Raw genomic sequence first — 17,512 nt, forward strand, 5'->3', positions numbered from 1 at the left:
CCCTATCGGAATGCAAGCGTTTTTTTTGGGCAAAATATATGGCGAAGCAACTTCTTAAAATAGAGTTTGGTAAAGCATTAAATGAAGCTATGGATAGATGCGGAATCCCAAAAAGAGGGAGAACTATTTGGTTGCAAAAAGCCCTTTCTGACAACTATGGTGTCGAGTACACAGACAAGGCGGTATACAAATGGCTGTGTGATCGGGCAACGCCCCCTTTGGAAATTGTGGATGCATTGGCACAGCTTCTAGGGTTAACGATTCCAGAGCTCATAAATCCAACAAGTAAAACAGAAAGTAAGATTAAAACAATAGCTTTCACTGATGGCTGTGGCATACAAGAAGATAAATTTGCTGAGATGCTGTGTGAGTGTATGAATAAAGCAGAAATAGATCTGATGTTTGAGTCTAGAAAAAAAGCGACTCCAGAAGACATCTCCGTGAGAGCAGCCGTGTTGATGGGAGACCTTTTAAGTCGCACTAAAGCTCCATTGCCACGAGAATTGCAAAAAAAAATGATTCCAATGCATTCTTAAAAGAAAGGATTATAGCTAGCTTCCGACAAATCCAAATTGTGGTTCAAAATAGATTGCCACACCTGCAGCCAAAATAGTGGAGCTTAAGAGTGCGACAAATGATAGGACTTTTTTGTTTGGCTCTTCAATGTTTTCACATGCAACAAACCCCATGCAATATCCAGCAAAGGTCCAATATAGATTATCGGTCCCAAAATACTGCTGGGTAAGGTAAGTGAAAATCGGCCCCAGCACTACCCATAAGAGCATCATAAGTTCACATCCAGATTTGGTGAGTTGCGATTCTTAATCAAGGGTTTTGATAATTCTAATTCGTAGCTTTGAATAACATCGCCGTAACTAAGTGGGAGGCCGGTCTCACGATTGAGTGGTGAGAGCCACCCTTTAATCGACTTGCCTAACTCCTGCGCTACAAGAGTTCGCCTACGATTGGGGCTCATAAGTTTACCCGTACCACTTTCAGTAATGTTAATGTAGGGTGGTTCATGTCCTTCTTCAGACATTTCGAGATATCGTAGGTACGTTGGGTGGCTCTCTATCTCTTGAGTCGCCTCCGTTATTTGTAGGTCACTTGCTTCAATTTCGACTAGGTACTCCACATACATATCTTCAACGTTACCAAACGAATCCATACGCGGGTCAAATAGATCAAACTTTGGGAAGCTAGCTGGCTTTAGGCTATTGGTGGGAGCTAAATACTGGCTACGCCCTTTTAGGGACTCTATCGATGTCGTCAGTATATTTAAAATGACAGATTCATGAAGAGATAAACATTCTGCTGTCGACTTAATGGCATTTGGGCAAATTTTTTTGCGATCAATGCAAAAGGAATGTTTATTCAAATCAGACATATATAGATCCAGCACTTGAATACTTAATATCTGTTATAATATAGTATCATCCACTAAAAACAACAACTTTTGTAGGTAATTAATCATGAGGGAGCTGCACGGCTACTTTATCGAAGAGCTGGAAGTTGGTATGACCGACTCCTTTGCAAAAACTGTCACTGATGCGGATGTTAGCCTATTCGCCGGTCTCTCCGGAGATACAAACCCTGTTCACATTAACGATGAATATGCCTCAACGACGCCATTTAAGAAACGAATCGTACACGGCATGTTTTCTGCAGCATTGATTTCGACCGTTGCGGGCACGCGATTACCGGGACCGGGGGCAATCTACATTGATCAAAGTATTGAGTTTAAAGCGCCAGTCTTTATTGGCGATACTGTCGTAGCTTCACTGACAGTTAGCAGCATTGATGAAGTAAGGCGACGTATTTACTGCAAGACAGATGTTCATGTTGGTGAGAAGCTTGTGGCAACAGGCAAAGCTACATTCATGGTTGATCGTATGAACTCTGTTCATTAGCGGTTGAAAAGAGAAGCACAATGCTGTATGTTTATACAGTACTTTAATTTGGGAGGCATTATGCCAATTATCAATGTTTATCGCGTTGTTGACCGCAAAGGCAATTTAATAGGTGAGTATATGGATAAGAAGGTTGCTGATATTGTCGACAAGCGTATGGATGCACAATACGACTTAGCGGACAAAATGCAGGAACTTGGCCTAGAGTTGACTGAGCAGCAATGTGAGGCACTTGGTGGGTGGATGGTTGAGGCAAGAGAGGATATTAAAGATGTCCTTAAGGGCCTAAAAGACATCCCTGACGATGAGGATGCTGGAGCGTCTGATAAACCGGAACTAGCCGCAGCAAGTTAAGCGGCCAACACTTGCATTGTGCTAATTAATTATTATGATTAATATTTCAATTCAATTAGGATAAATGCATGGGTTCCTGCCATTGTTCGGTTTGCAATCAAGGGCGTGAAGTAAAACAAGCGCAGATCGCCCTTAAGAAAACTAATTTATCATATATTAGTGACCTTTTCGAAGCTGTCTCTGTTGTCTTAGAGGCAGAAAACACCGACCACCATTATTACAGATCTATTTGCATGGGCATCTGGCCAGAGTCAGATTTGATCATCCAAAACACACGACTTCGTATTGCGCAAAAAGATGCTAATCAAATTCACAATGACTCTTCTCTTCACAAGCAGCACCAAGAGCAAACTAAGAGCTGTAAAAAAAGCAGTTCTTGATTTAAGTGCAGCAGGCTACTCAGATTGGGCGCAATTACTCGACAAAATGTGCCGTTCTGTAATTCATGAGGCAAAAATGCATGCCTATTATTTAAGGGTGTGTCGGGGGATTGAGCCAGATTCAGATTCGATCATTTCTATGCTCCGCGCTGAACCGAAAGAAAAAGAGACTGAAGTTGTAATCAGTTAGTAGTAAATTATAGCTGTGAAGTTTGGCTTGTTAATAAATGTTTTTTAAACACCTACGTTTTGCATTGAAATCCTGAGGTAAAGTAATTACTATTCCGATCCGTTTTAAACTTACTTAAGGAAAATCATGCTTATTCTTACCAGAAGAGTTGGAGAGAGCCTGAAAGTTGGCGACAATGTAACTCTTACTGTACTTGGAGTAAAAGGAAATCAAGTGCGTATTGGTTCCGAAGCGCCAAAAGATCTTGCAGTTCATCGTGAGGAAATCTGGCTTCGCGCTATGAATGATAAAATTAAAGCGGGTCATACACTAACCGAAGCGGAACAGGAGCAATTACAAAGAGCGGTTGAAAATCAAGCGCAAATTAAAAAGGTTAAAGATCTGAATCGCCAGAGAATAGATGATAACTTTGGCAACCGCATAGACTATGCAGAATCTTAACTTAATCCTTCCCTCCTTCAAAAGGACACTCCTATGTGTGTAGTTACTGAAACCCTTCGAAAGAAAACAGAACTCCGTAAAATTGTAGCTGATGTCGAGCCGGAAATGATGGAACGCTACATCAAGAACCTGCAGGAGTTACTGCAAGAGAAGCTGGATGAAATTGCGTCTGTAGCGGCCGAATTAGAAGCAAGGAAGCAGAAAGCGGATGAAATCCAGCAGGCGATGCTTGACGCTGGGTTAACTATTGATGATTTGGTGAGCTTAGCAAAGTTACCAAAAGTTTCAGCGCCTAAATATCGCATGACCGATAATGAGGGTCAGATGCATGAATGGACAGGTCGCGGAAGAACTCCTCTTGCCTTTCAAGAAGCTTTTGAGAAAGGTGCCAAAAAAGAAGATTTTGCAATCCAGTAAGTATTTCAGGAGGGTGAATAGCCCTCCTCCCTCCTTCCTTATCCCGCATCACAATATCTGGCATAAATTATAACTCTGTGATATATTATAATGATTAATTTTCGGAGTGTGTTTATGGATCGCGAGCAGCTATTTCTAGCAAAGCTAGCAGAAGAATCAATCGAAATTTGCATCGAAATGGAAAAGCTCAGCGCTCAAATACCCGTTGTTTGCTTTTCCAATACAGAAGACTTTAAGGCAGAGGTTAATGACCTGCTTGGAGTTATTCAGCTCCTTAATGTCGAGTTTGGATTTAACTACACTGTTCGATTTGATTCCTTTAAGCCATCCCCTAACCAGCTTCTAGTTTTACCGAAAACCATTATCCGAACATCGTTAGATTTAAGCAAATTGGCGTTGAAAGCACAGCAGTTTGGTTTGTCAGACCAATACACAGGTTATGAAGAAAACATCGCAGTGCGCTTACACCGACTGCTAGATGAGTTGTTTGCAGCAATAGCAGGACTTAAATCCCATTATGGTATTAACTTTAGTCCGCGTCAGGATTCTATTGCAGCCAAAATGGAAAAGATAAATAAGTTTGCAGAATACTCCAAAGAAAAAGGCTTACTGCAAAATTAAAACAAAAAAACAAAAAAACAAAAAGGAAATAATATGCCATCTTTCAACAAAGAAGATAAAATTCGTCATACAAAAGGCTCGGAGTACATTGTTAAAGCAGTGCCAAACGAAGACCATAGGCTTGAAAGTTCAAATGAGCCTTTTTATGCATACAAAGAAGTTGATAGCGAGAAGGTTTGGTATCGAGCTGCAAAAGAAATGGAAGATGGTAGATTTACATTAGTTTCTTAAACATAAATAAAAAAGCCACCATTTCGGTGGCTTTCTTATATCAACAATATGCGCTATAGGCTTTCGATCCTTTCTTCTGCAAGGTAGAAGATGGAATCACCCTTGCTGAATTCAGAATTGGCAAGATTACTCAGATCCGCCTCTTCTTCACCTTGACGAACAACCCCCATGAAGCGCGCACCCGAAGCATCTAGCTTCTCACTAAGCGGCGCATAGCTCTCATAATCATTCTCAAGGACAGTGGATAACATAGTAAAGCCATGGCGCTTATCTAGCATTTGCCGCATGATTTTTCCCGAACCCGGCTCAAGGGATGCGTGAGCGAGTAGCTCCTGATCCTGATCTACGAGAATTTCAAAATCTGGGCAATTGCTTGAGATTAAATTAGCTTTTTCCTGTGAGCTGAATTGTGCTGTCACATTACCATTAGGCTGAAGAGCATTCAAAGCAAGGCAGATAGCCATAGTCTCAACATCACAGCCAGTATTGATTACAATCTTATAAGCGTTTTTAGCCCCAACTCTACCTAAGAAGTGAGATGTGGCCATGTCATCAGTCTTGAGAAACTCATCTAGCAGGTCAGGCATTGGATTAGTGTCCAATGAGCTATCGCCTAACATAAGAATCTGGTCAGAATTACGTCGACCATGATCAATCAGCTTAACGAGGTCCTCTGAACGTTTACCCCAGCCTAGAATTAAGTAATGATCGTAAGCATTATGCATAGAATGTTTACCTGTTAATCGGAGACGCATTGCCTCTGAAATAGATTGAACAAATTTACCCAATATCGTGCCGAAAAGACTTAAGCCGCCTATTACGATAAAGAAGGAGTATAGGAGCTTGCCTATTGGGGTAGATGGTGACAAATCGCCGTACCCAATAGTCGAAATGGTTGTTACGTAGTAATAAACAAAGTCGATAGCATCGGCAGTCAGTTTTGATTCTCCAGCTAGGGCCAAAAGGCCCCAGCTAAACACCATGTGGCCGAATGCTACAAGCATTACAAGCCTCCACGATACACGCTTTAAGTGCGCTGACAGTAAAGTACGTAAGCGCTTAAAGAGAAACATTGCAGCCCCCTATTACTTGCGACGGTATTTAGATGTGGACTTTGAAGTACTTCTCTGAGCTTTATATACAGGCTTGGAGAAATTTTGTTCTTTTTTGATAACGGTCGGTTTAACTGGGGTTGCTGCAGGCTTAATCACTGTAGGTTTAACTGGGGTTACTGCAGGCTTAATCACAGTTGGTTTAACTGGGGTTACTGCAGGTTTAATCACCGTAGGTTTAACTGGGTTTGCTGCAGGCTTAATCACAGTTGGTTTAACTGGGTTTGCTGCAGGCTTAATCACCGTAGGTTTAACTGGGTTTGCTGCAGGCTTAATCACAGTTGGTTTAACTGGGTTTGCTGCAGGCTTAATCACAGTTGGTTTAACTGGGTTTGCTGCAGGCTTAATCACCGTAGGTTTAACTGGGTTTGCTGCAGGCTTAATCACCGTAGGTTTAACTGGGTTTGATGCAGGCTTAATCACAGTTGGTTTAACTGCACTTCCCGGTTTAACCGCAGTATTAGACGCTGTAATTTTTTTAGGCGCTTGTACTTTGAACTTAGAGCCGTATTTGGTGCCATATTCGGACTGAATTTGCTTCGAAGTCAGGATTGGGCGTGGCTTAACAGATGAGCGAAGCTGATTGTAGTTGTAGTGTTTGCGCTTATGCTTTTTCTTGAAATCCGAATCAAAATCGAAGTCTACATCGCTCACAATCTTTGTCATTACAGCACCGGCAAGGCCTGCCAGCAAGTAATTACCCATACCATCACGTTCAATCTCACCGTAACCTACGAAAAGATCATTGTCGTCATCCCAGCCACAGTTGTCACCGAAGACATCTCCACAGGCATCATGGTCGTTAAACCATGCCATCTGAAAAGCAGAATCATCACCACGCTCAATAACTGTTGCCTGACGTGGCTCAGGATTATCACTACAGCCAACAGTAAAAGCCATAAGAGCAGCGAGGGTAAGGGCTTTAAATTTCATATCATCATCCGTTTGTTATTTATTTATTTTGCGTTATATTATTAAAGCAATATTAATAAATCAAGTATAAATAAAAAAACCGCAAATCAGATGCGGTTTTTGTCGCTTATATCGTTAAGAGAGTTCGATAAGGTGCGGTATGAACCGCTCATTCTTGATGTCCAATACAGGCTTATCAAACTCGCGAATGCATAAACTGGCTGCTTGCATAACCAAAGGCTCTACTGTGTCAGGGTAGATCCCCATCCACATGCCCACAATAAAATTGTTGCGTCCAATAACGCGCCCCGGAGCGCAGTATTCCTGATAAACGCAGTCGATATCCCCATAAGAGCCGTCAGATTCAAAGGTGATATTTCCTTTACCATCATGAATAACAATGTTGTTACTTAAGCGGCCAATCAGTGGCTTTTGAACATAGGGCTGCCCTGCTTCTTCAAAAGACGCTTCAGACATGTACGTCTTAAGGAAAGGTAGATCTCCATATTTTTCTTGAAACGCCACATCGTTCTCTAATATATGAGTTATTAGTGCCCAGATGCCTTTATTGGCTAAAAACCAGCGCCAAGCAGGTTCGTATATTTTGGTTTTTTCACACCACTCCCGCCAATTAGAGATAATGTCGTCATAGCACGATTCGACCACTTCTTCCCATGGTTGTAACTTAAAGAGATGACGTAGTGGCTGATCTGTGATGTAGAAAATACTCTCAGCTTCAGGGTTCCCTGCTTCATCTTGAAGATTGTCGATATGGTCGATGTATGGCGTAATCCCAGCCGCACTATCATAAATCTGGAACAAGGTTTCACAAGTAACAATGTCTTCGATGTATTCCGCATGGGCCACGATCCCAACATTGTTCGCATGACCCCATTTACTGCGGAATGCACGAGGAATGCCTTTTACTGAAGATTCATAGTAAAAGTTATGTTGGTCGTACTTATTTCCTTGAGCTTTACGAACCTGCTGAGTCAGATCGTTCTGCAGGATAGTGGATTCGAAAAGCATGACAGGTGTGTCACCGTTAAATTCATAGATACCCGTTATGGCGCCTGTATCTGGATCAAAAGCCATATCAAAGCGACCATAGGTTGCTTCGACGTTGTTTTGATACGTCCAGAAAGCGTATTCGATGAACTCTGGGTATTTCTCACAGAAGTCTTTGCCAAAGAAACGTGGAACGTACTCACGGTTGTGGTCTAACCATTCCACCGCACTGCACAGTGCGTCATAAGCCCTCTCGCTGACTTCAGTGATATGGTTAGCCTCTTTTCCATTAAAAACATAGAACGGCATATTGTCCTGATGCTCTTTGGGAAAAGAAAAAAGAGACTCCAGATCATCGTTGCGTACAAATTCAGCTCCAAACAGGCTGCTCGTGATTGGCAGTTCAGGCTGGATGTTTTTTTCAATAGAGAAGTTTATCGGGAAATACTTTGCTTTCATGGATTAAGCGCCTCTTCCTGCGGAATAACCCGATGAGCGGGATGAGGACATTCGACTCATCGCCCCTCTACGCATATTGCTCATGCGAGTAGGATTAGACTTGATGCTCTGGACTGCTTGAGTTTTCCGATATGCGGTATAGCTACGTCGGTTAGTAGTCGCAAACTGATTGCTTGAGGCTTTTGTACCTCGATGCGTTTCGCTTGCATTACTTGCGAGATATGAGCCGTAATACCCTCCGGCTCCGCCATGGCGGTTGCTAGAAGTTGATCGCTGGCAGTTATCCTGCTTCATAGTAGGCTGACCCGGAACGCTTTTTTTTATTTGGTTATGGCCCGTCTGGCAGTTGTTAGAATGTAGCTGGTTGTGACTATGAAGATTGTTTGTAGATGAGCTGTTGGAGCTCAGCATAGCGCCTGCTGCGGCACCTAGCAGCGCATAGGTCACAAAGTCACCTGATTCATCCTCACGAACCACATTCAGCATGCGCTCACCCTGAGGATCAACAGTGTAATAAAGCTCTTCAATTGAAGGGTCTTTCTGTTTCATTTCAATGAGCATCTCGTTGAGTTCTTTACGCTCGGTACCAAACTGGCTTAGCACTTTCTGGTTCGCTATTTTGTCAACTTGATTATTAACCTCTTTCGTAATCTCAGCATCAGAAGGACCAAAATCACAACCGGCAAGTGTTATTGCTCCGGCAATAGCGAGCGCGAGCTTAGACTTTTTCAACATAGTATTAATTCCATTTTTGTTTTTATTGATTCCCACTATATTAAATATAGAAAATAAAATCCAGAGCATTTACCGCAAGATAGCCCATAACCTCGAGATCTGAAATATTTTAGATATATTGCCGAATGCCGGGTTTGTAAGGCTTGCAGGGAGATAGCAAATAGGGTTTAATTGACATAACAATAATAACCGTTATAGTAAGGCTGGCTTATGTGCTATCATGATCATGTATTAAAACAAAAACAGGAAAAGCAGTGTTGCGGCAACTGCAAACCACCCTCCAATTCTGCAGCTGTTTCAGATATACCACAAAAGCTTGGTATCCATGCATCGCAAATTTGTTCAGAAGGTTCAGGGCTTATTGCATCAAAGAGCCAAAATGTTGAATCTATGGAATCACTTCTTGCAGCGATTGAAAATCTCACCATGAAACGCCACGCGACAGTTAATGTTGGCTACTTTAAAGATTTTGCCAACCATGCCACTCTTATTCAATTGACGGAAGATACCTTTATCGGCATCGTGAGTGCGATAATCACTCACTCCGCCCGTGCATCACAGATCTGTCATGAATTATCAGTGATTGAAATTACAGAGGGTGAACTGTCCAACCCGGATCTGGGTGACTCCCTCCGTGGAAAGCTACTTTATGAAATGCAGTACATTGAAGGGTATAGTGTGCTGTTGAAAAACCGGTTTTCAGATTAATCCTAGAAACACCATTGAAAGGGCCTTAGGCCCTTTCTTTCTTGGCAATAAAAGACGGGGCGGTCCGTACTCAAAAGGAGGCTCCTTAGCCTCCTTTCTATTTTGATAGTTGAATTTAACGTGGATCTTTGCTGTGACCCTGTGGGCCTTTGCCATTGTTGTGGCCTTTCTTCATGCCGCGGTCCTGTCCCAAATGCTTACCATTATCGCCAGATTGACGTCGCTCTTTGATGTTCTCACGCTGTTCAGGTGATGCATTTTTCATGTGCTTGTGGTGCTTCTGCATTTTCTCGCGCTGCTCAGGTGTAGCATTCTTGAAGCGCTCTCGTTTCTGTTCAAAATGTTCGCGTTGTTCTGGCGTCATATTGGGAACACGCTCTTCCATGCGCTGATGGCGTTGTTCCTTATAGTCTTTCCACTTCTCACGCATGGCTTCACGCTTGTGATTGGGCATATTTTGCCAATGCTCTTTACGCTCCTCTTTTGACATGCTTTTCCAGCGCTCTATCTGCTTGTCAGTAATAGAGTGTTTACGATCCTCTGCGCGCATTTCCATGCCCAGACCCGGATTGACTGGTGCTGCCTGCTCTTGAGCATTGGCTGCCATAGGCATTGCAGAGATAATAGCTGCTGCCATTAGAGATTTAACAAGAATTTTCATGATGAGACCTGCATATTGTTGTTATGATGTAACCATAATTATTATAAGGCTAATAATCAATACTTAAGGGAGAAATTTACAAATGTTTACATAAATCCTATTCCTGCTGTATGAACTGGATTGTTGAGCCCGAATGAATGGCATTTGGTTCCTTATTAAATGGTCTATCGGTATATCTCGCGCCTAGATTGCGGAAAACGCGGCTTTTAGTAGCCAGCACACGCAGTTTTCCCTTACAGCCAACCCATACAGATTCAGAGGCCGCTACGCCTTTTTGCTGTGCCTTCATGCACAATAGGCTATATCCAGTGTCAGATAGTCGCCCAAGTGTAGTTTGGTGAAGCATTGGGAGCGGTAATTCGGTGAGAGACACATTTTTCATAGCAAAACCTCGAGATCACTGAGAGGGAGAATAATAATCCTTATACTATGTAAGTCAAGCCAAAATTATTGTTGACATAGTAATTACATTATCATAAATTAATTACCACTCACACGCGCTTGCGAAAGTGGGCGGATTCCGAACTCAAGAGCTCCGGAATTCGCGGCGAAGACCGCCCTACTCGTTGAGGGAGAGCACCGGTATCACAAAATTGGCACTAAATAGAGTGCATCCCTGAATCTTCACAGGGAGTAAATGACTTGATGATATACAGCGTAACGAGGCGTGTGAGCTGCAAACAAAATTTACACAGACCTTCTTTTTACTAAAACAGTCTTCTATGCCTTGATGGTTTTCACTAGGTCCTGCATTATAAGCGTATGCAATGTAATCTCTTTTTTAATGCAGGAGTATTATTTGGAAACTAACGCACAGTATAGCTGAAATCACTGTTGACATTAAAATTAAAATCCTTATATTAAATGGTGTAGTGTCACGAACTAGCCACTCGTGTTAATTTGCAAATAACCCAACACGTATAGGTAGCTATATGCAGGAAAATAAACCGGTAGTGAGTGTGAATGAGTATGTGGATCAGATGTTCGATCATATGCAGGTCCTCTACTACCAGTGCCAGACAAAGAATTGTTTGGAGATGTGGTATGAAGAGCTTGAGGCCATGGCTGGAAGCCTTGGTAGTAAAGTCATGGAAGCGAAAACAACTGAAGAGATGGATGCATTGCAGGATGCTGAAGCAGAAGCAAGACGTCGACTTAAGGCTGTTAGGGTGCTGATGGATAATGGTCGCTATTCCCCTGTATATATTATTCCCAACAATCAGTTTTTAGTGCAATAACTGTTAGTGCTTTTCAATTGGTGAGGGGTTAGCTTGCCCCTCATTCCTATCTTTGTTTAGAATGTATCCCGATCCATTCATATTGACTTTATTGTTATTGTTATTATAATGGTAATTGAGGTGGATTATGAATATTGTAGCCAATAATGAAATGCCAGCTTGCCTCTCTTTTGAGGCGGAAGCGGTTGCGGTCAACGGCCCTATCCCGGGTATGGAATCATTGTCGCTATGGACTGATGGTCTGGTGGTAAACATTCATCAAATTCATGGCGTTATGGTCCCCATGCGGGTGTATGAGGGCGGTGTTTATCAGGTGGATGTAAGCGTGCTGGAAGTTGCAGACTGTAATCCTGATGCGCGCAGTAAAATTTCCGCAGAAGCCGCCATGTTTGATGGTGTAGGCCGGGATGTTCGCCCCACAGATCTCTCCTTGCAGCAAGTTTTGGTTAAGGGGGATTTTTTCTCTGTTGAATCGATCTATTGCCGTGATGCTTTTTGTCGATTAAGGCTATTCTCGGGTTCGGGCTACAGAGTGGTGGTGCGCATTGTGCCGCTAGGGGTTTGACCTTGGTATATAGGACTAAACCTAAGTTGTCCCTAGCGCATACAAAAGTCTTATATGAATAATTAAAAACTACTATAAGATACACTTTGTTTTTGGAGGCTTTTGTGAACGCTAAAATTTCATTTACTATCCCACTAATGCTAATGCCACTGATTGCGTGCTTAAGCGCCTTCTTTGACTTCCCTGCTATTGCAATGTGCATGCTTATTGCTAGCTGTTTGATGGTGAGCTTGGCGCACTCCAATACGAAAACCTCCGCTCCTGCATATGCCGTCATGGCAATGACTGTTGTTTGTCTATCTCTTGTGGCTTCAGTAGATCACACAGCAAAGACAGTCAATTCATTAGCGCTTAATGCCAATCAGAACGAACCGAAAATCCTTGCTATAAAGTAGGAAAGTTTGTTATAACTTACTATAACAACAATTACTTAGGCGCTTTGCTACATGTCTGTTGATGCTGAAACCTTACGTCGTTTAAGAGAGGTGGGTTCTGATAAGGGATTTTCAGAAAAAATGGAAACACTGAGAAAGGCTTTTGTCGAAGATCTCTCCAAATTTGAACGTGACGCACGTTCTTCGCAACCATCGCAATCGCAGACTAGCCCTCAAGTAGGCGGACTGTAAGGAAGTAGGTTTTGTCTTATCAGTATATTTGCCATGCGTGCGGACATGCTACAGATTCTGAAGATGAATACTGCCCTGAAGGGCATCAGGATTGGCTATGCATTGATGATCCTGTAAAGACAGCTGAGGGCAAAATACAGACCCTGTCTTGCATTCCTCATGATTGTGCTTTGGTTTTAAGTGATGGTTCCAGCCATCGTTATAATCAAGTATCTTACCAGCATATTAATAACCTCCACCCGGAACAATTAAAGTCTTTACTCCTTGAGGTTAACCCTGCTGCAGAGTGCGCTTTAATGAACTATGAGTGTGATGGCTTGCGCCGATTGCATGAGGGGCTAAGTGAGGCGATTCAGTCGCGTACCTTTAGGCCTGCTCTAGAGTTTTTATCTAGCCAAAATGTAAGTCTGCCAAAAGTGCTGTTCGCCTGCGGAATCACGGATGTTACTGACAGTATTTCTACGGCAACGTTGCTTCTTGATAAAGATGGGGGAGCTTCCGATAAAGCTGTAGCCTTGATAGGAGAGTTGTGCAGCTCTGTTATTGAGCGAAGCATTGACGATATTCGCAATCAAACTCTTGAGCATTTGGTCGCCGATAGTCTTGCAAAAGGTTCGACTCCTGCAGCTCTTCTGGCTCGCGCTGCCGTCAATAGATTGCAAACCTTTTAATAACCATTATAATAAAAGCTTCATTCATTACTGGTGAGCTTCATGCGCATTCTATTTGTATGTACTCAGGGGAAAGATCGCAGTAGAACTGCCGCTGAAGTTGCTTCAGCTAGTGGTATTGATGCCAGATATGGTGGCGTTTCTCTTGATGCAGTAAGGCCAGTGTCCATAGATGATTTCCATTGGGCGGATGTGATCGTTTGCATGGAGCAGTGTCATAGATCAAAAGTACGGAGGCGCCAATCAGGGCTAAGTAAAAAGATTGCTGTATGGGGTGTGCCAGATCACTATTTGTATGGCTCTGATGAGCTGCGCTCTCTTGTGAAGAATAAGTTAACGGGAGGTATTTATGCTTAAATTCTCATTGGGCAAAGATGTTCGTTATGTGCGTTGCATTAAAATCTATGATAATCCTTACCGAGAATGTATTAGCTGGCATAAGGCATTGTCTCCAAAGGAGGCTCAGGCTCTAAAATCTCAACTAGCACAAAAAATCTTCAAGTGGAATGTTGAAAGCAGCAGCAGTAGGACGCTTGGTCGCTGGTCGTGTAGAGCAGAGATCTACACGCTTGAGGAGATGTTTGACCTCCCTGCCCCTTATATGTGCGGTATGCCAGCCGTATTAAGTAAAGAGTTGTTTACTCTTCTGCCAATGTTGGCGGAAGTAAGGTCTGAACAGGTCGCTTAAAATAGGATGAAGATCAAAATGAAGAAAGCTTTGCTTGGTTTAGTAATTATTGGTTCAACATTCAGTGTGCATGCTAACATAAAAGGTAGCGAGACCACACCTGAAGTAGCTGAAAGGATCTATGCGGTGCACTGGGTCGATGTAGTAAATGGTGATAAAGGTCATACCTCCGCTGTGCCGCTCAAGAAAGCAAAGCATTTTGTAAAAGCTGGGAATTATGCTTTTAAGACTCGGAACTATTCTATTAAACCGGTGCTGGGTTCAAGTTTATGAGTAAGTCCGATGACACTAGCGTATGCGACAAAAAATGTCGCCAGTGCAAACATTGGTATCAGGGAAATAAGCGAGTTTATGAGCTCGGATTTTGCAATGTAAATGGAGGTTCGGCATCAATAACATCCACACCCATTGCCGCATTAAGGGTGTGCAATAATGCGTTTGAAAAAAAATGAAGGAAGTATAGCTCAGCTGCTTAAGTGGCCCTTGCTGTTAGCTTGCCTTCGATTTTCTTAGTACTCACGTCTCTATAGACTTTTCCATGCAGCAAACGAGACATCGTTAGGCCTCGGCATGAGATAAAAACGTTTTCCCTTAAGCGTGTAAAGGTGATTTCATCGCCATAAGGATTTGGCGTAAAGGTTGCGCCGTCATTACTTACGATATCAAGCTGGACCACAACGGAATCTTGGTATACATGCGTCACAGTCGCTGGAACAGTTACACCGGTGCAAAGGATAGAGACTCCATCGCCATTATTGAATGGTCTTAGTGCATCATCTGCACGTTTTTTGAGCAAGCTGCAAAGTGTTTGGCGTAAAATATCGCAAACCAGCTCATGCTCATTGGTTAGCTTGGTAGCCAAAAGGTCATAGCAATAGGCTTTCCGATCGCTCGCGTTGAGCCACTGACGAGCAGCTGCGTTACTAACAAGTTCTTTTAGCGTTGAATTATAGATTTCCGTGTCCATATCAGAGTCACTCTTGGGTTACTGTTACTAAATGTAACAATTAATTGTTAAGATATTATGAATGTTTCTTTACGAAATGGAGCAATTTTAGTGCCAAAAGTAAGATACCTCACATATTTCATTTGGACTTATTTTACTTTATAATAACTTCACACTATATCGAGAGAATAAGAATATGCTGAAGATGATTCACTACCGCAGTGCGCGTGCTTGCATAAAGATGGAAGATGGTAAGATACAGGGCTTGATAAATGATGAAGTCGTTATCGATGTGCTCTATCGTCCGGGCTCAGCTCCTAAAGTTCTATTCCATAAGCAAGCCAGTGATGCATCTTGTATTTATGAACAGTGTGAGATTGCAGATGTTAGCTCGCGTGTATTACACGTCGCAAAGCTTATACAATTCGCTCAGCCTAAGAGTGAATCTGACTGGGGTGATCTGAAGGATCACTTGACTGCGCTGGGCATGCGTACCGATATTCTTGATTCATCGGTTATTCCTGACGATAAGCTTTCCTTTGTAAAAACTGTCATTAACCATGCTGACGAAAACAGGTCAGCATCGGAAATGTGGCATTTCGAGAGTTTTCCCTGTCACCTTGAGTACCATAAGGAGGCTTGTCGATTAAAGGAACAGGGTCCGGCTATTGATAGCATTACTGTTCAGGTCTTCACTATTGCTGAGATTTGCCGTATGAATGATGCCAGTAAGGTCATAAATAGCATGCCTGAGCAGGTGGCTCACATAGCTAAAAGCATGGTCACTGCAGGCAATCACACGCTCTATTAAAAATTGCTTTTAAATAAATAACCTTTATAATATTAAACATAACTTTTCAACAAGGTGTATTAAATGACAACACAGGCTACCAATTTCGAAAACGTTACCGAACTTAACCTTCGCTTTGGCAATGTTAAAGGTGATCCGGAAAATATTGACTGGAAAGCTGCGGGCAAGCAATCGAAACTGATCCAAGAGGAGCTTGCAGAGCTGCTTGAAGGTATAGAGGATAAAGATCAGGGGGAAATCCGGGACGCTATTGCAGATATTCTGGTGACAACTTATGGCATGGCTCATGTCATGGGTGTGGATGCAGATAAAGACATGGCTGCTGTGCAAGCCAGCAACATGTCAAAACTTTGTCAGACGCAGGCTGAGATTGATGCCACGCAGGATCACTACAAGGCAATGGGTGTAGAGACTTATGTGGGAGGTGAATTCCCTCATGCTTACGTTAAATCCTCAATTGATCAGGATGATAATGAAGGTAAGCACTACCCTGCCCACAAATTCCTAAAAAACGTTAATTGGTTTGAGCCGAAACTTACTTAAGAATTAAGAAATGAATAAGGCAGCATATTGCTGCCTTTTTTATGAGGTATAAATGCACTACACTTCAGCTACAATCCATGCAAAAGTAAAGCACATCCCTGAAAATGTGGATCTAACGTTGACCATTGCTCAATTGGAAGAATGCGGTCTTATTGATTTTGCTGGCTCTTATGAGGATGGGGATGGTGGCATCAGCGTTTTTATTGTCGACCGCCCCGGTGACCTCGACCTAGCACAGCAAGTACGTCATATTTTATATCAGCTGCAGCCATATGATTTAGTAGCTCACGAAGCCTTTTTTCATGAGCGGAATCGCCCTAAGAATATCCCTGATTTTGATCGATGGTCTATGAAAAACTAGATCAATATTAAAACAAAAATAACTATTTACAATTTATTTAATATTTATATAATATTAGTAACGTGTTAATTAAGGGTAATTTATAGCAATGTCGTTAACCAAGCCCCAAAAGAAGGCCTTAAGCAAGCTTAGTACTACAGAATTTAAATCTGCCACATCACTTGGCTTACCCCGCACAACCCTAGATAGTTTGGTAAGCAAAGGTGTTGCAGAAAAAAATGGACCGGGGTCCACAGAGTATCGCAAAGTAGAGAGTCGCTAGGTTATGACTGCACGGGGAAAGCTAACAGTGTTCGAGGGCGTAGGTGCTAGCGGGAAGACAACCCAGATAAAACTATTATCTGAGCGCCTCAAGTTTGAAAACATTCCACACATTATTTCTCGAGAACCCGGTGGTACTCAGTTCGCTGAGGAGTTGAGAAGCCTTCTCCTTAAGCCGACGGATGAAAAGATTTTTCCGTGGACTGAAGCCCTGCTCTTCTTCGCTGCCAGAAATCAGCATGTCGAGAATGTAATTAAACCAGCGCTAGCCCGTGGTGAGCATGTAATCCTCGATCGCTTTGTTAACTCCACCTATGCGATTCAGTGCTTCCATAAAGGTGTTGATCTTGAGAATGCTAAACAGTTGTCGGGTATTACCTTAAATGGCTTTAAGCCAGATAAGACGGTTTTATTGGATATCCCATTCGATGTTGCGTTAGATCGCATGACTCAGCGGGAGCGAAGAAGTCGCTTCGATGTCATGCAACGGGAGTATCTTAATGACTGCATTGAGGGTCATAGAGCATTGGCTCATGCCAATCCTGAGGATCATGTAATTGTTTACGGCCATGGTGATAAGCTGGATATCCATGAGGCCATCTGGACAGAATTGCAAGCAGATCTATTACCGGATGAGCCTATACTCAAACCTGCAATTTAATA

Annotated in this window: 29 protein-coding genes and 1 pseudogene; 21 read left to right on the forward strand and 9 right to left on the reverse strand. The window is 42.6% G+C overall.

The features are described from left to right. The first annotated feature begins 38 nt into the window (after positions 1-38). On the forward strand, positions 39-536 hold the full coding sequence (locus ACMXYT_RS18190) for a hypothetical protein (protein WP_415913016.1): 498 nt from the start codon (positions 39-41) through the stop codon (positions 534-536). Between the two features lie 15 nt (positions 537-551). Here ACMXYT_RS18190 and ACMXYT_RS18195 read toward each other — a convergent pair whose 3' ends face one another. Continuing rightward, positions 552-788 carry a hypothetical protein gene (locus ACMXYT_RS18195; protein WP_415913017.1) on the reverse strand — a complete coding sequence of 79 codons (237 nt, stop codon included), beginning with the start codon at positions 786-788 and terminating at the stop codon, positions 552-554. Then, complete coding sequence (locus tag ACMXYT_RS18200) at positions 785-1,387, reverse strand: hypothetical protein (protein ID WP_415913018.1); 603 nt, start codon at positions 1,385-1,387, stop codon at positions 785-787. The genes ACMXYT_RS18195 and ACMXYT_RS18200 overlap by 4 nt, the downstream gene beginning before the upstream one ends. An 85-nt stretch (positions 1,388-1,472) precedes the next feature. On the opposite strand from ACMXYT_RS18200, the gene ACMXYT_RS18205 reads away from it, so the two are divergent. The 7 genes and pseudogenes from ACMXYT_RS18205 (at position 1,473) to ACMXYT_RS18235 (ending at position 4,544) form a co-directional block, all read left to right on the forward strand. After that, positions 1,473-1,910, forward strand: a complete 438-nt coding sequence (locus ACMXYT_RS18205; RefSeq protein ID WP_415913019.1) for a MaoC family dehydratase — start codon at positions 1,473-1,475, stop codon at positions 1,908-1,910. 60 nt (positions 1,911-1,970) lie between these two features. Next, positions 1,971-2,264, forward strand: coding sequence for a YebG family protein (locus tag ACMXYT_RS18210; protein WP_415913020.1), 294 nt, complete (start codon positions 1,971-1,973; stop codon positions 2,262-2,264). 68 nt (positions 2,265-2,332) lie between these two features. Then, positions 2,333-2,644, forward strand: coding sequence for a hypothetical protein (locus ACMXYT_RS18215; protein WP_415913021.1), 312 nt, complete (start codon positions 2,333-2,335; stop codon positions 2,642-2,644). Positions 2,645-2,960: 316 nt separating this feature from the next. After that, positions 2,961-3,140 (forward strand): annotated as a pseudogene (gene csrA, locus ACMXYT_RS18220) (carbon storage regulator CsrA); the annotation flags it as partial. Between the two features lie 168 nt (positions 3,141-3,308). Beyond that, the gene (locus tag ACMXYT_RS18225) at positions 3,309-3,692 is read left to right on the forward strand and encodes an H-NS family nucleoid-associated regulatory protein (protein WP_415913022.1); all 384 of its coding nucleotides are present in this window, start codon (positions 3,309-3,311) and stop codon (positions 3,690-3,692) included. A gap of 114 nt (positions 3,693-3,806) precedes the next feature. Continuing rightward, positions 3,807-4,313 carry a hypothetical protein gene (locus ACMXYT_RS18230; RefSeq protein ID WP_415913023.1) on the forward strand — a complete coding sequence of 169 codons (507 nt, stop codon included), beginning with the start codon at positions 3,807-3,809 and terminating at the stop codon, positions 4,311-4,313. 33 nt (positions 4,314-4,346) lie between these two features. Then, entirely contained in the window at positions 4,347-4,544 is a 198-nt protein-coding gene (locus ACMXYT_RS18235; protein ID WP_415913024.1) for a hypothetical protein, read from the forward strand. 53 nt (positions 4,545-4,597) lie between these two features. Here ACMXYT_RS18235 and ACMXYT_RS18240 read toward each other — a convergent pair whose 3' ends face one another. The 4 genes from ACMXYT_RS18240 to ACMXYT_RS18255 all read right to left on the reverse strand — a co-directional run bounded on the left by ACMXYT_RS18240 (position 4,598) and on the right by ACMXYT_RS18255 (position 8,770). Beyond that, positions 4,598-5,548 carry a potassium channel family protein gene (locus tag ACMXYT_RS18240; RefSeq protein ID WP_415913025.1) on the reverse strand — a complete coding sequence of 317 codons (951 nt, stop codon included), beginning with the start codon at positions 5,546-5,548 and terminating at the stop codon, positions 4,598-4,600. An 81-nt stretch (positions 5,549-5,629) separates the two neighbouring features. Further along, positions 5,630-6,589 carry a hypothetical protein gene (locus ACMXYT_RS18245; RefSeq protein WP_415913026.1) on the reverse strand — a complete coding sequence of 320 codons (960 nt, stop codon included), beginning with the start codon at positions 6,587-6,589 and terminating at the stop codon, positions 5,630-5,632. Positions 6,590-6,703: 114 nt separating this feature from the next. Next, positions 6,704-8,035 (reverse strand): glutathionylspermidine synthase family protein, encoded by a 1,332-nt coding sequence (locus ACMXYT_RS18250; RefSeq protein ID WP_415913027.1) that lies wholly within the window; start codon positions 8,033-8,035, stop codon positions 6,704-6,706. Positions 8,036-8,038: 3 nt separating this feature from the next. Next, on the reverse strand, positions 8,039-8,770 hold the full coding sequence (locus ACMXYT_RS18255; RefSeq protein ID WP_415913028.1) for a hypothetical protein: 732 nt from the start codon (positions 8,768-8,770) through the stop codon (positions 8,039-8,041). 210 nt (positions 8,771-8,980) lie between these two features. Here ACMXYT_RS18255 and ACMXYT_RS18260 point away from each other — a divergent pair, with 210 nt between their 5' ends. Further along, entirely contained in the window at positions 8,981-9,478 is a 498-nt protein-coding gene (locus tag ACMXYT_RS18260) for a hypothetical protein (protein ID WP_415913029.1), read from the forward strand. 115 nt (positions 9,479-9,593) lie between these two features. Here the strand turns inward: ACMXYT_RS18260 and ACMXYT_RS18265 are convergent, their stop codons facing one another. Together ACMXYT_RS18265 and ACMXYT_RS18270 are read right to left on the reverse strand one after the other, a co-directional pair. Further along, on the reverse strand, positions 9,594-10,139 hold the full coding sequence (locus ACMXYT_RS18265; protein ID WP_415913030.1) for a DUF3106 domain-containing protein: 546 nt from the start codon (positions 10,137-10,139) through the stop codon (positions 9,594-9,596). A gap of 97 nt (positions 10,140-10,236) precedes the next feature. Next, positions 10,237-10,521 (reverse strand): hypothetical protein, encoded by a 285-nt coding sequence (locus ACMXYT_RS18270; protein ID WP_415913031.1) that lies wholly within the window; start codon positions 10,519-10,521, stop codon positions 10,237-10,239. A gap of 550 nt (positions 10,522-11,071) precedes the next feature. On the opposite strand from ACMXYT_RS18270, the gene ACMXYT_RS18275 reads away from it, so the two are divergent. The 8 genes from ACMXYT_RS18275 (at position 11,072) to ACMXYT_RS18310 (ending at position 14,200) form a co-directional block, all read left to right on the forward strand. After that, positions 11,072-11,377, forward strand: coding sequence for a hypothetical protein (locus ACMXYT_RS18275; RefSeq protein ID WP_415913032.1), 306 nt, complete (start codon positions 11,072-11,074; stop codon positions 11,375-11,377). 127 nt (positions 11,378-11,504) lie between these two features. Next, positions 11,505-11,942: a hypothetical protein gene (locus ACMXYT_RS18280; RefSeq protein WP_415913033.1), complete on the forward strand. Its 438-nt coding sequence runs from the start codon at positions 11,505-11,507 to the stop codon at positions 11,940-11,942. Positions 11,943-12,046: 104 nt separating this feature from the next. Then, the gene (locus ACMXYT_RS18285; protein ID WP_415913034.1) at positions 12,047-12,337 is read left to right on the forward strand and encodes a hypothetical protein; all 291 of its coding nucleotides are present in this window, start codon (positions 12,047-12,049) and stop codon (positions 12,335-12,337) included. A 51-nt stretch (positions 12,338-12,388) separates the two neighbouring features. Continuing rightward, on the forward strand, positions 12,389-12,568 hold the full coding sequence (locus ACMXYT_RS18290; protein ID WP_415913035.1) for a hypothetical protein: 180 nt from the start codon (positions 12,389-12,391) through the stop codon (positions 12,566-12,568). Positions 12,569-12,579: 11 nt separating this feature from the next. Further along, a complete protein-coding gene (locus ACMXYT_RS18295; RefSeq protein WP_415913036.1) occupies positions 12,580-13,239 on the forward strand; it encodes a hypothetical protein in 660 nt (219 codons plus the stop codon). A 42-nt stretch (positions 13,240-13,281) separates the two neighbouring features. Beyond that, positions 13,282-13,596 (forward strand): hypothetical protein, encoded by a 315-nt coding sequence (locus ACMXYT_RS18300; RefSeq protein WP_415913037.1) that lies wholly within the window; start codon positions 13,282-13,284, stop codon positions 13,594-13,596. Then, a complete protein-coding gene (locus tag ACMXYT_RS18305) occupies positions 13,589-13,927 on the forward strand; it encodes a hypothetical protein (RefSeq protein ID WP_415913038.1) in 339 nt (112 codons plus the stop codon). The genes ACMXYT_RS18300 and ACMXYT_RS18305 overlap by 8 nt, the downstream gene beginning before the upstream one ends. Before the next feature lie 18 nt (positions 13,928-13,945). Continuing rightward, complete coding sequence (locus ACMXYT_RS18310) at positions 13,946-14,200, forward strand: hypothetical protein (RefSeq protein ID WP_415913039.1); 255 nt, start codon at positions 13,946-13,948, stop codon at positions 14,198-14,200. 199 nt (positions 14,201-14,399) lie between these two features. Here ACMXYT_RS18310 and ACMXYT_RS18315 read toward each other — a convergent pair whose 3' ends face one another. Continuing rightward, positions 14,400-14,894 carry a hypothetical protein gene (locus ACMXYT_RS18315; protein WP_415913041.1) on the reverse strand — a complete coding sequence of 165 codons (495 nt, stop codon included), beginning with the start codon at positions 14,892-14,894 and terminating at the stop codon, positions 14,400-14,402. Positions 14,895-15,069: 175 nt separating this feature from the next. On the opposite strand from ACMXYT_RS18315, the gene ACMXYT_RS18320 reads away from it, so the two are divergent. From ACMXYT_RS18320 to tmk, 4 genes are all read left to right on the forward strand, one after another. Beyond that, positions 15,070-15,684 carry a hypothetical protein gene (locus ACMXYT_RS18320; RefSeq protein WP_415913042.1) on the forward strand — a complete coding sequence of 205 codons (615 nt, stop codon included), beginning with the start codon at positions 15,070-15,072 and terminating at the stop codon, positions 15,682-15,684. Positions 15,685-15,747: 63 nt separating this feature from the next. Then, positions 15,748-16,227: a nucleoside triphosphate pyrophosphohydrolase family protein gene (locus ACMXYT_RS18325; protein WP_415913043.1), complete on the forward strand. Its 480-nt coding sequence runs from the start codon at positions 15,748-15,750 to the stop codon at positions 16,225-16,227. A 52-nt stretch (positions 16,228-16,279) separates the two neighbouring features. Further along, positions 16,280-16,588, forward strand: a complete 309-nt coding sequence (locus ACMXYT_RS18330; RefSeq protein ID WP_415913044.1) for a hypothetical protein — start codon at positions 16,280-16,282, stop codon at positions 16,586-16,588. Positions 16,589-16,853: 265 nt separating this feature from the next. After that, complete coding sequence (tmk, locus tag ACMXYT_RS18335) at positions 16,854-17,510, forward strand: dTMP kinase (protein ID WP_415913045.1); 657 nt, start codon at positions 16,854-16,856, stop codon at positions 17,508-17,510. The last annotated feature ends 2 nt before the right edge of the window (positions 17,511-17,512 follow it).

The sequence above is a fragment of the Neptuniibacter sp. QD37_11 genome, assembly GCF_047778105.1.
Lineage (GTDB): Bacteria > Pseudomonadota > Gammaproteobacteria > Pseudomonadales > Balneatricaceae > Neptuniibacter.

Coding starts and splice junctions, on each gene's coding strand:
- ACMXYT_RS18190 (WP_415913016.1), top strand. CDS start 39: ATGGCGAAGCAACTTCTTAAAATAGAGTTTGGTAAAGCATTAAATGAA.
- ACMXYT_RS18195 (WP_415913017.1), bottom strand. CDS start 788: ATGATGCTCTTATGGGTAGTGCTGGGGCCGATTTTCACTTACCTTACC.
- ACMXYT_RS18200 (WP_415913018.1), bottom strand. CDS start 1,387: ATGTCTGATTTGAATAAACATTCCTTTTGCATTGATCGCAAAAAAATT.
- ACMXYT_RS18205 (WP_415913019.1), top strand. CDS start 1,473: ATGAGGGAGCTGCACGGCTACTTTATCGAAGAGCTGGAAGTTGGTATG.
- ACMXYT_RS18210 (WP_415913020.1), top strand. CDS start 1,971: ATGCCAATTATCAATGTTTATCGCGTTGTTGACCGCAAAGGCAATTTA.
- ACMXYT_RS18215 (WP_415913021.1), top strand. CDS start 2,333: ATGGGTTCCTGCCATTGTTCGGTTTGCAATCAAGGGCGTGAAGTAAAA.
- ACMXYT_RS18225 (WP_415913022.1), top strand. CDS start 3,309: ATGTGTGTAGTTACTGAAACCCTTCGAAAGAAAACAGAACTCCGTAAA.
- ACMXYT_RS18230 (WP_415913023.1), top strand. CDS start 3,807: ATGGATCGCGAGCAGCTATTTCTAGCAAAGCTAGCAGAAGAATCAATC.
- ACMXYT_RS18235 (WP_415913024.1), top strand. CDS start 4,347: ATGCCATCTTTCAACAAAGAAGATAAAATTCGTCATACAAAAGGCTCG.
- ACMXYT_RS18240 (WP_415913025.1), bottom strand. CDS start 5,548: ATGCTTGTAGCATTCGGCCACATGGTGTTTAGCTGGGGCCTTTTGGCC.
- ACMXYT_RS18245 (WP_415913026.1), bottom strand. CDS start 6,589: ATGAAATTTAAAGCCCTTACCCTCGCTGCTCTTATGGCTTTTACTGTT.
- ACMXYT_RS18250 (WP_415913027.1), bottom strand. CDS start 8,035: ATGAAAGCAAAGTATTTCCCGATAAACTTCTCTATTGAAAAAAACATC.
- ACMXYT_RS18255 (WP_415913028.1), bottom strand. CDS start 8,770: ATGTTGAAAAAGTCTAAGCTCGCGCTCGCTATTGCCGGAGCAATAACA.
- ACMXYT_RS18260 (WP_415913029.1), top strand. CDS start 8,981: ATGTGCTATCATGATCATGTATTAAAACAAAAACAGGAAAAGCAGTGT.
- ACMXYT_RS18265 (WP_415913030.1), bottom strand. CDS start 10,139: ATGAAAATTCTTGTTAAATCTCTAATGGCAGCAGCTATTATCTCTGCA.
- ACMXYT_RS18270 (WP_415913031.1), bottom strand. CDS start 10,521: ATGAAAAATGTGTCTCTCACCGAATTACCGCTCCCAATGCTTCACCAA.
- ACMXYT_RS18275 (WP_415913032.1), top strand. CDS start 11,072: ATGCAGGAAAATAAACCGGTAGTGAGTGTGAATGAGTATGTGGATCAG.
- ACMXYT_RS18280 (WP_415913033.1), top strand. CDS start 11,505: ATGAATATTGTAGCCAATAATGAAATGCCAGCTTGCCTCTCTTTTGAG.
- ACMXYT_RS18290 (WP_415913035.1), top strand. CDS start 12,389: ATGTCTGTTGATGCTGAAACCTTACGTCGTTTAAGAGAGGTGGGTTCT.
- ACMXYT_RS18300 (WP_415913037.1), top strand. CDS start 13,282: ATGCGCATTCTATTTGTATGTACTCAGGGGAAAGATCGCAGTAGAACT.
- ACMXYT_RS18305 (WP_415913038.1), top strand. CDS start 13,589: ATGCTTAAATTCTCATTGGGCAAAGATGTTCGTTATGTGCGTTGCATT.
- ACMXYT_RS18310 (WP_415913039.1), top strand. CDS start 13,946: ATGAAGAAAGCTTTGCTTGGTTTAGTAATTATTGGTTCAACATTCAGT.
- ACMXYT_RS18315 (WP_415913041.1), bottom strand. CDS start 14,894: ATGGACACGGAAATCTATAATTCAACGCTAAAAGAACTTGTTAGTAAC.
- ACMXYT_RS18320 (WP_415913042.1), top strand. CDS start 15,070: ATGCTGAAGATGATTCACTACCGCAGTGCGCGTGCTTGCATAAAGATG.
- ACMXYT_RS18325 (WP_415913043.1), top strand. CDS start 15,748: ATGACAACACAGGCTACCAATTTCGAAAACGTTACCGAACTTAACCTT.
- ACMXYT_RS18330 (WP_415913044.1), top strand. CDS start 16,280: ATGCACTACACTTCAGCTACAATCCATGCAAAAGTAAAGCACATCCCT.
- tmk (WP_415913045.1), top strand. CDS start 16,854: ATGACTGCACGGGGAAAGCTAACAGTGTTCGAGGGCGTAGGTGCTAGC.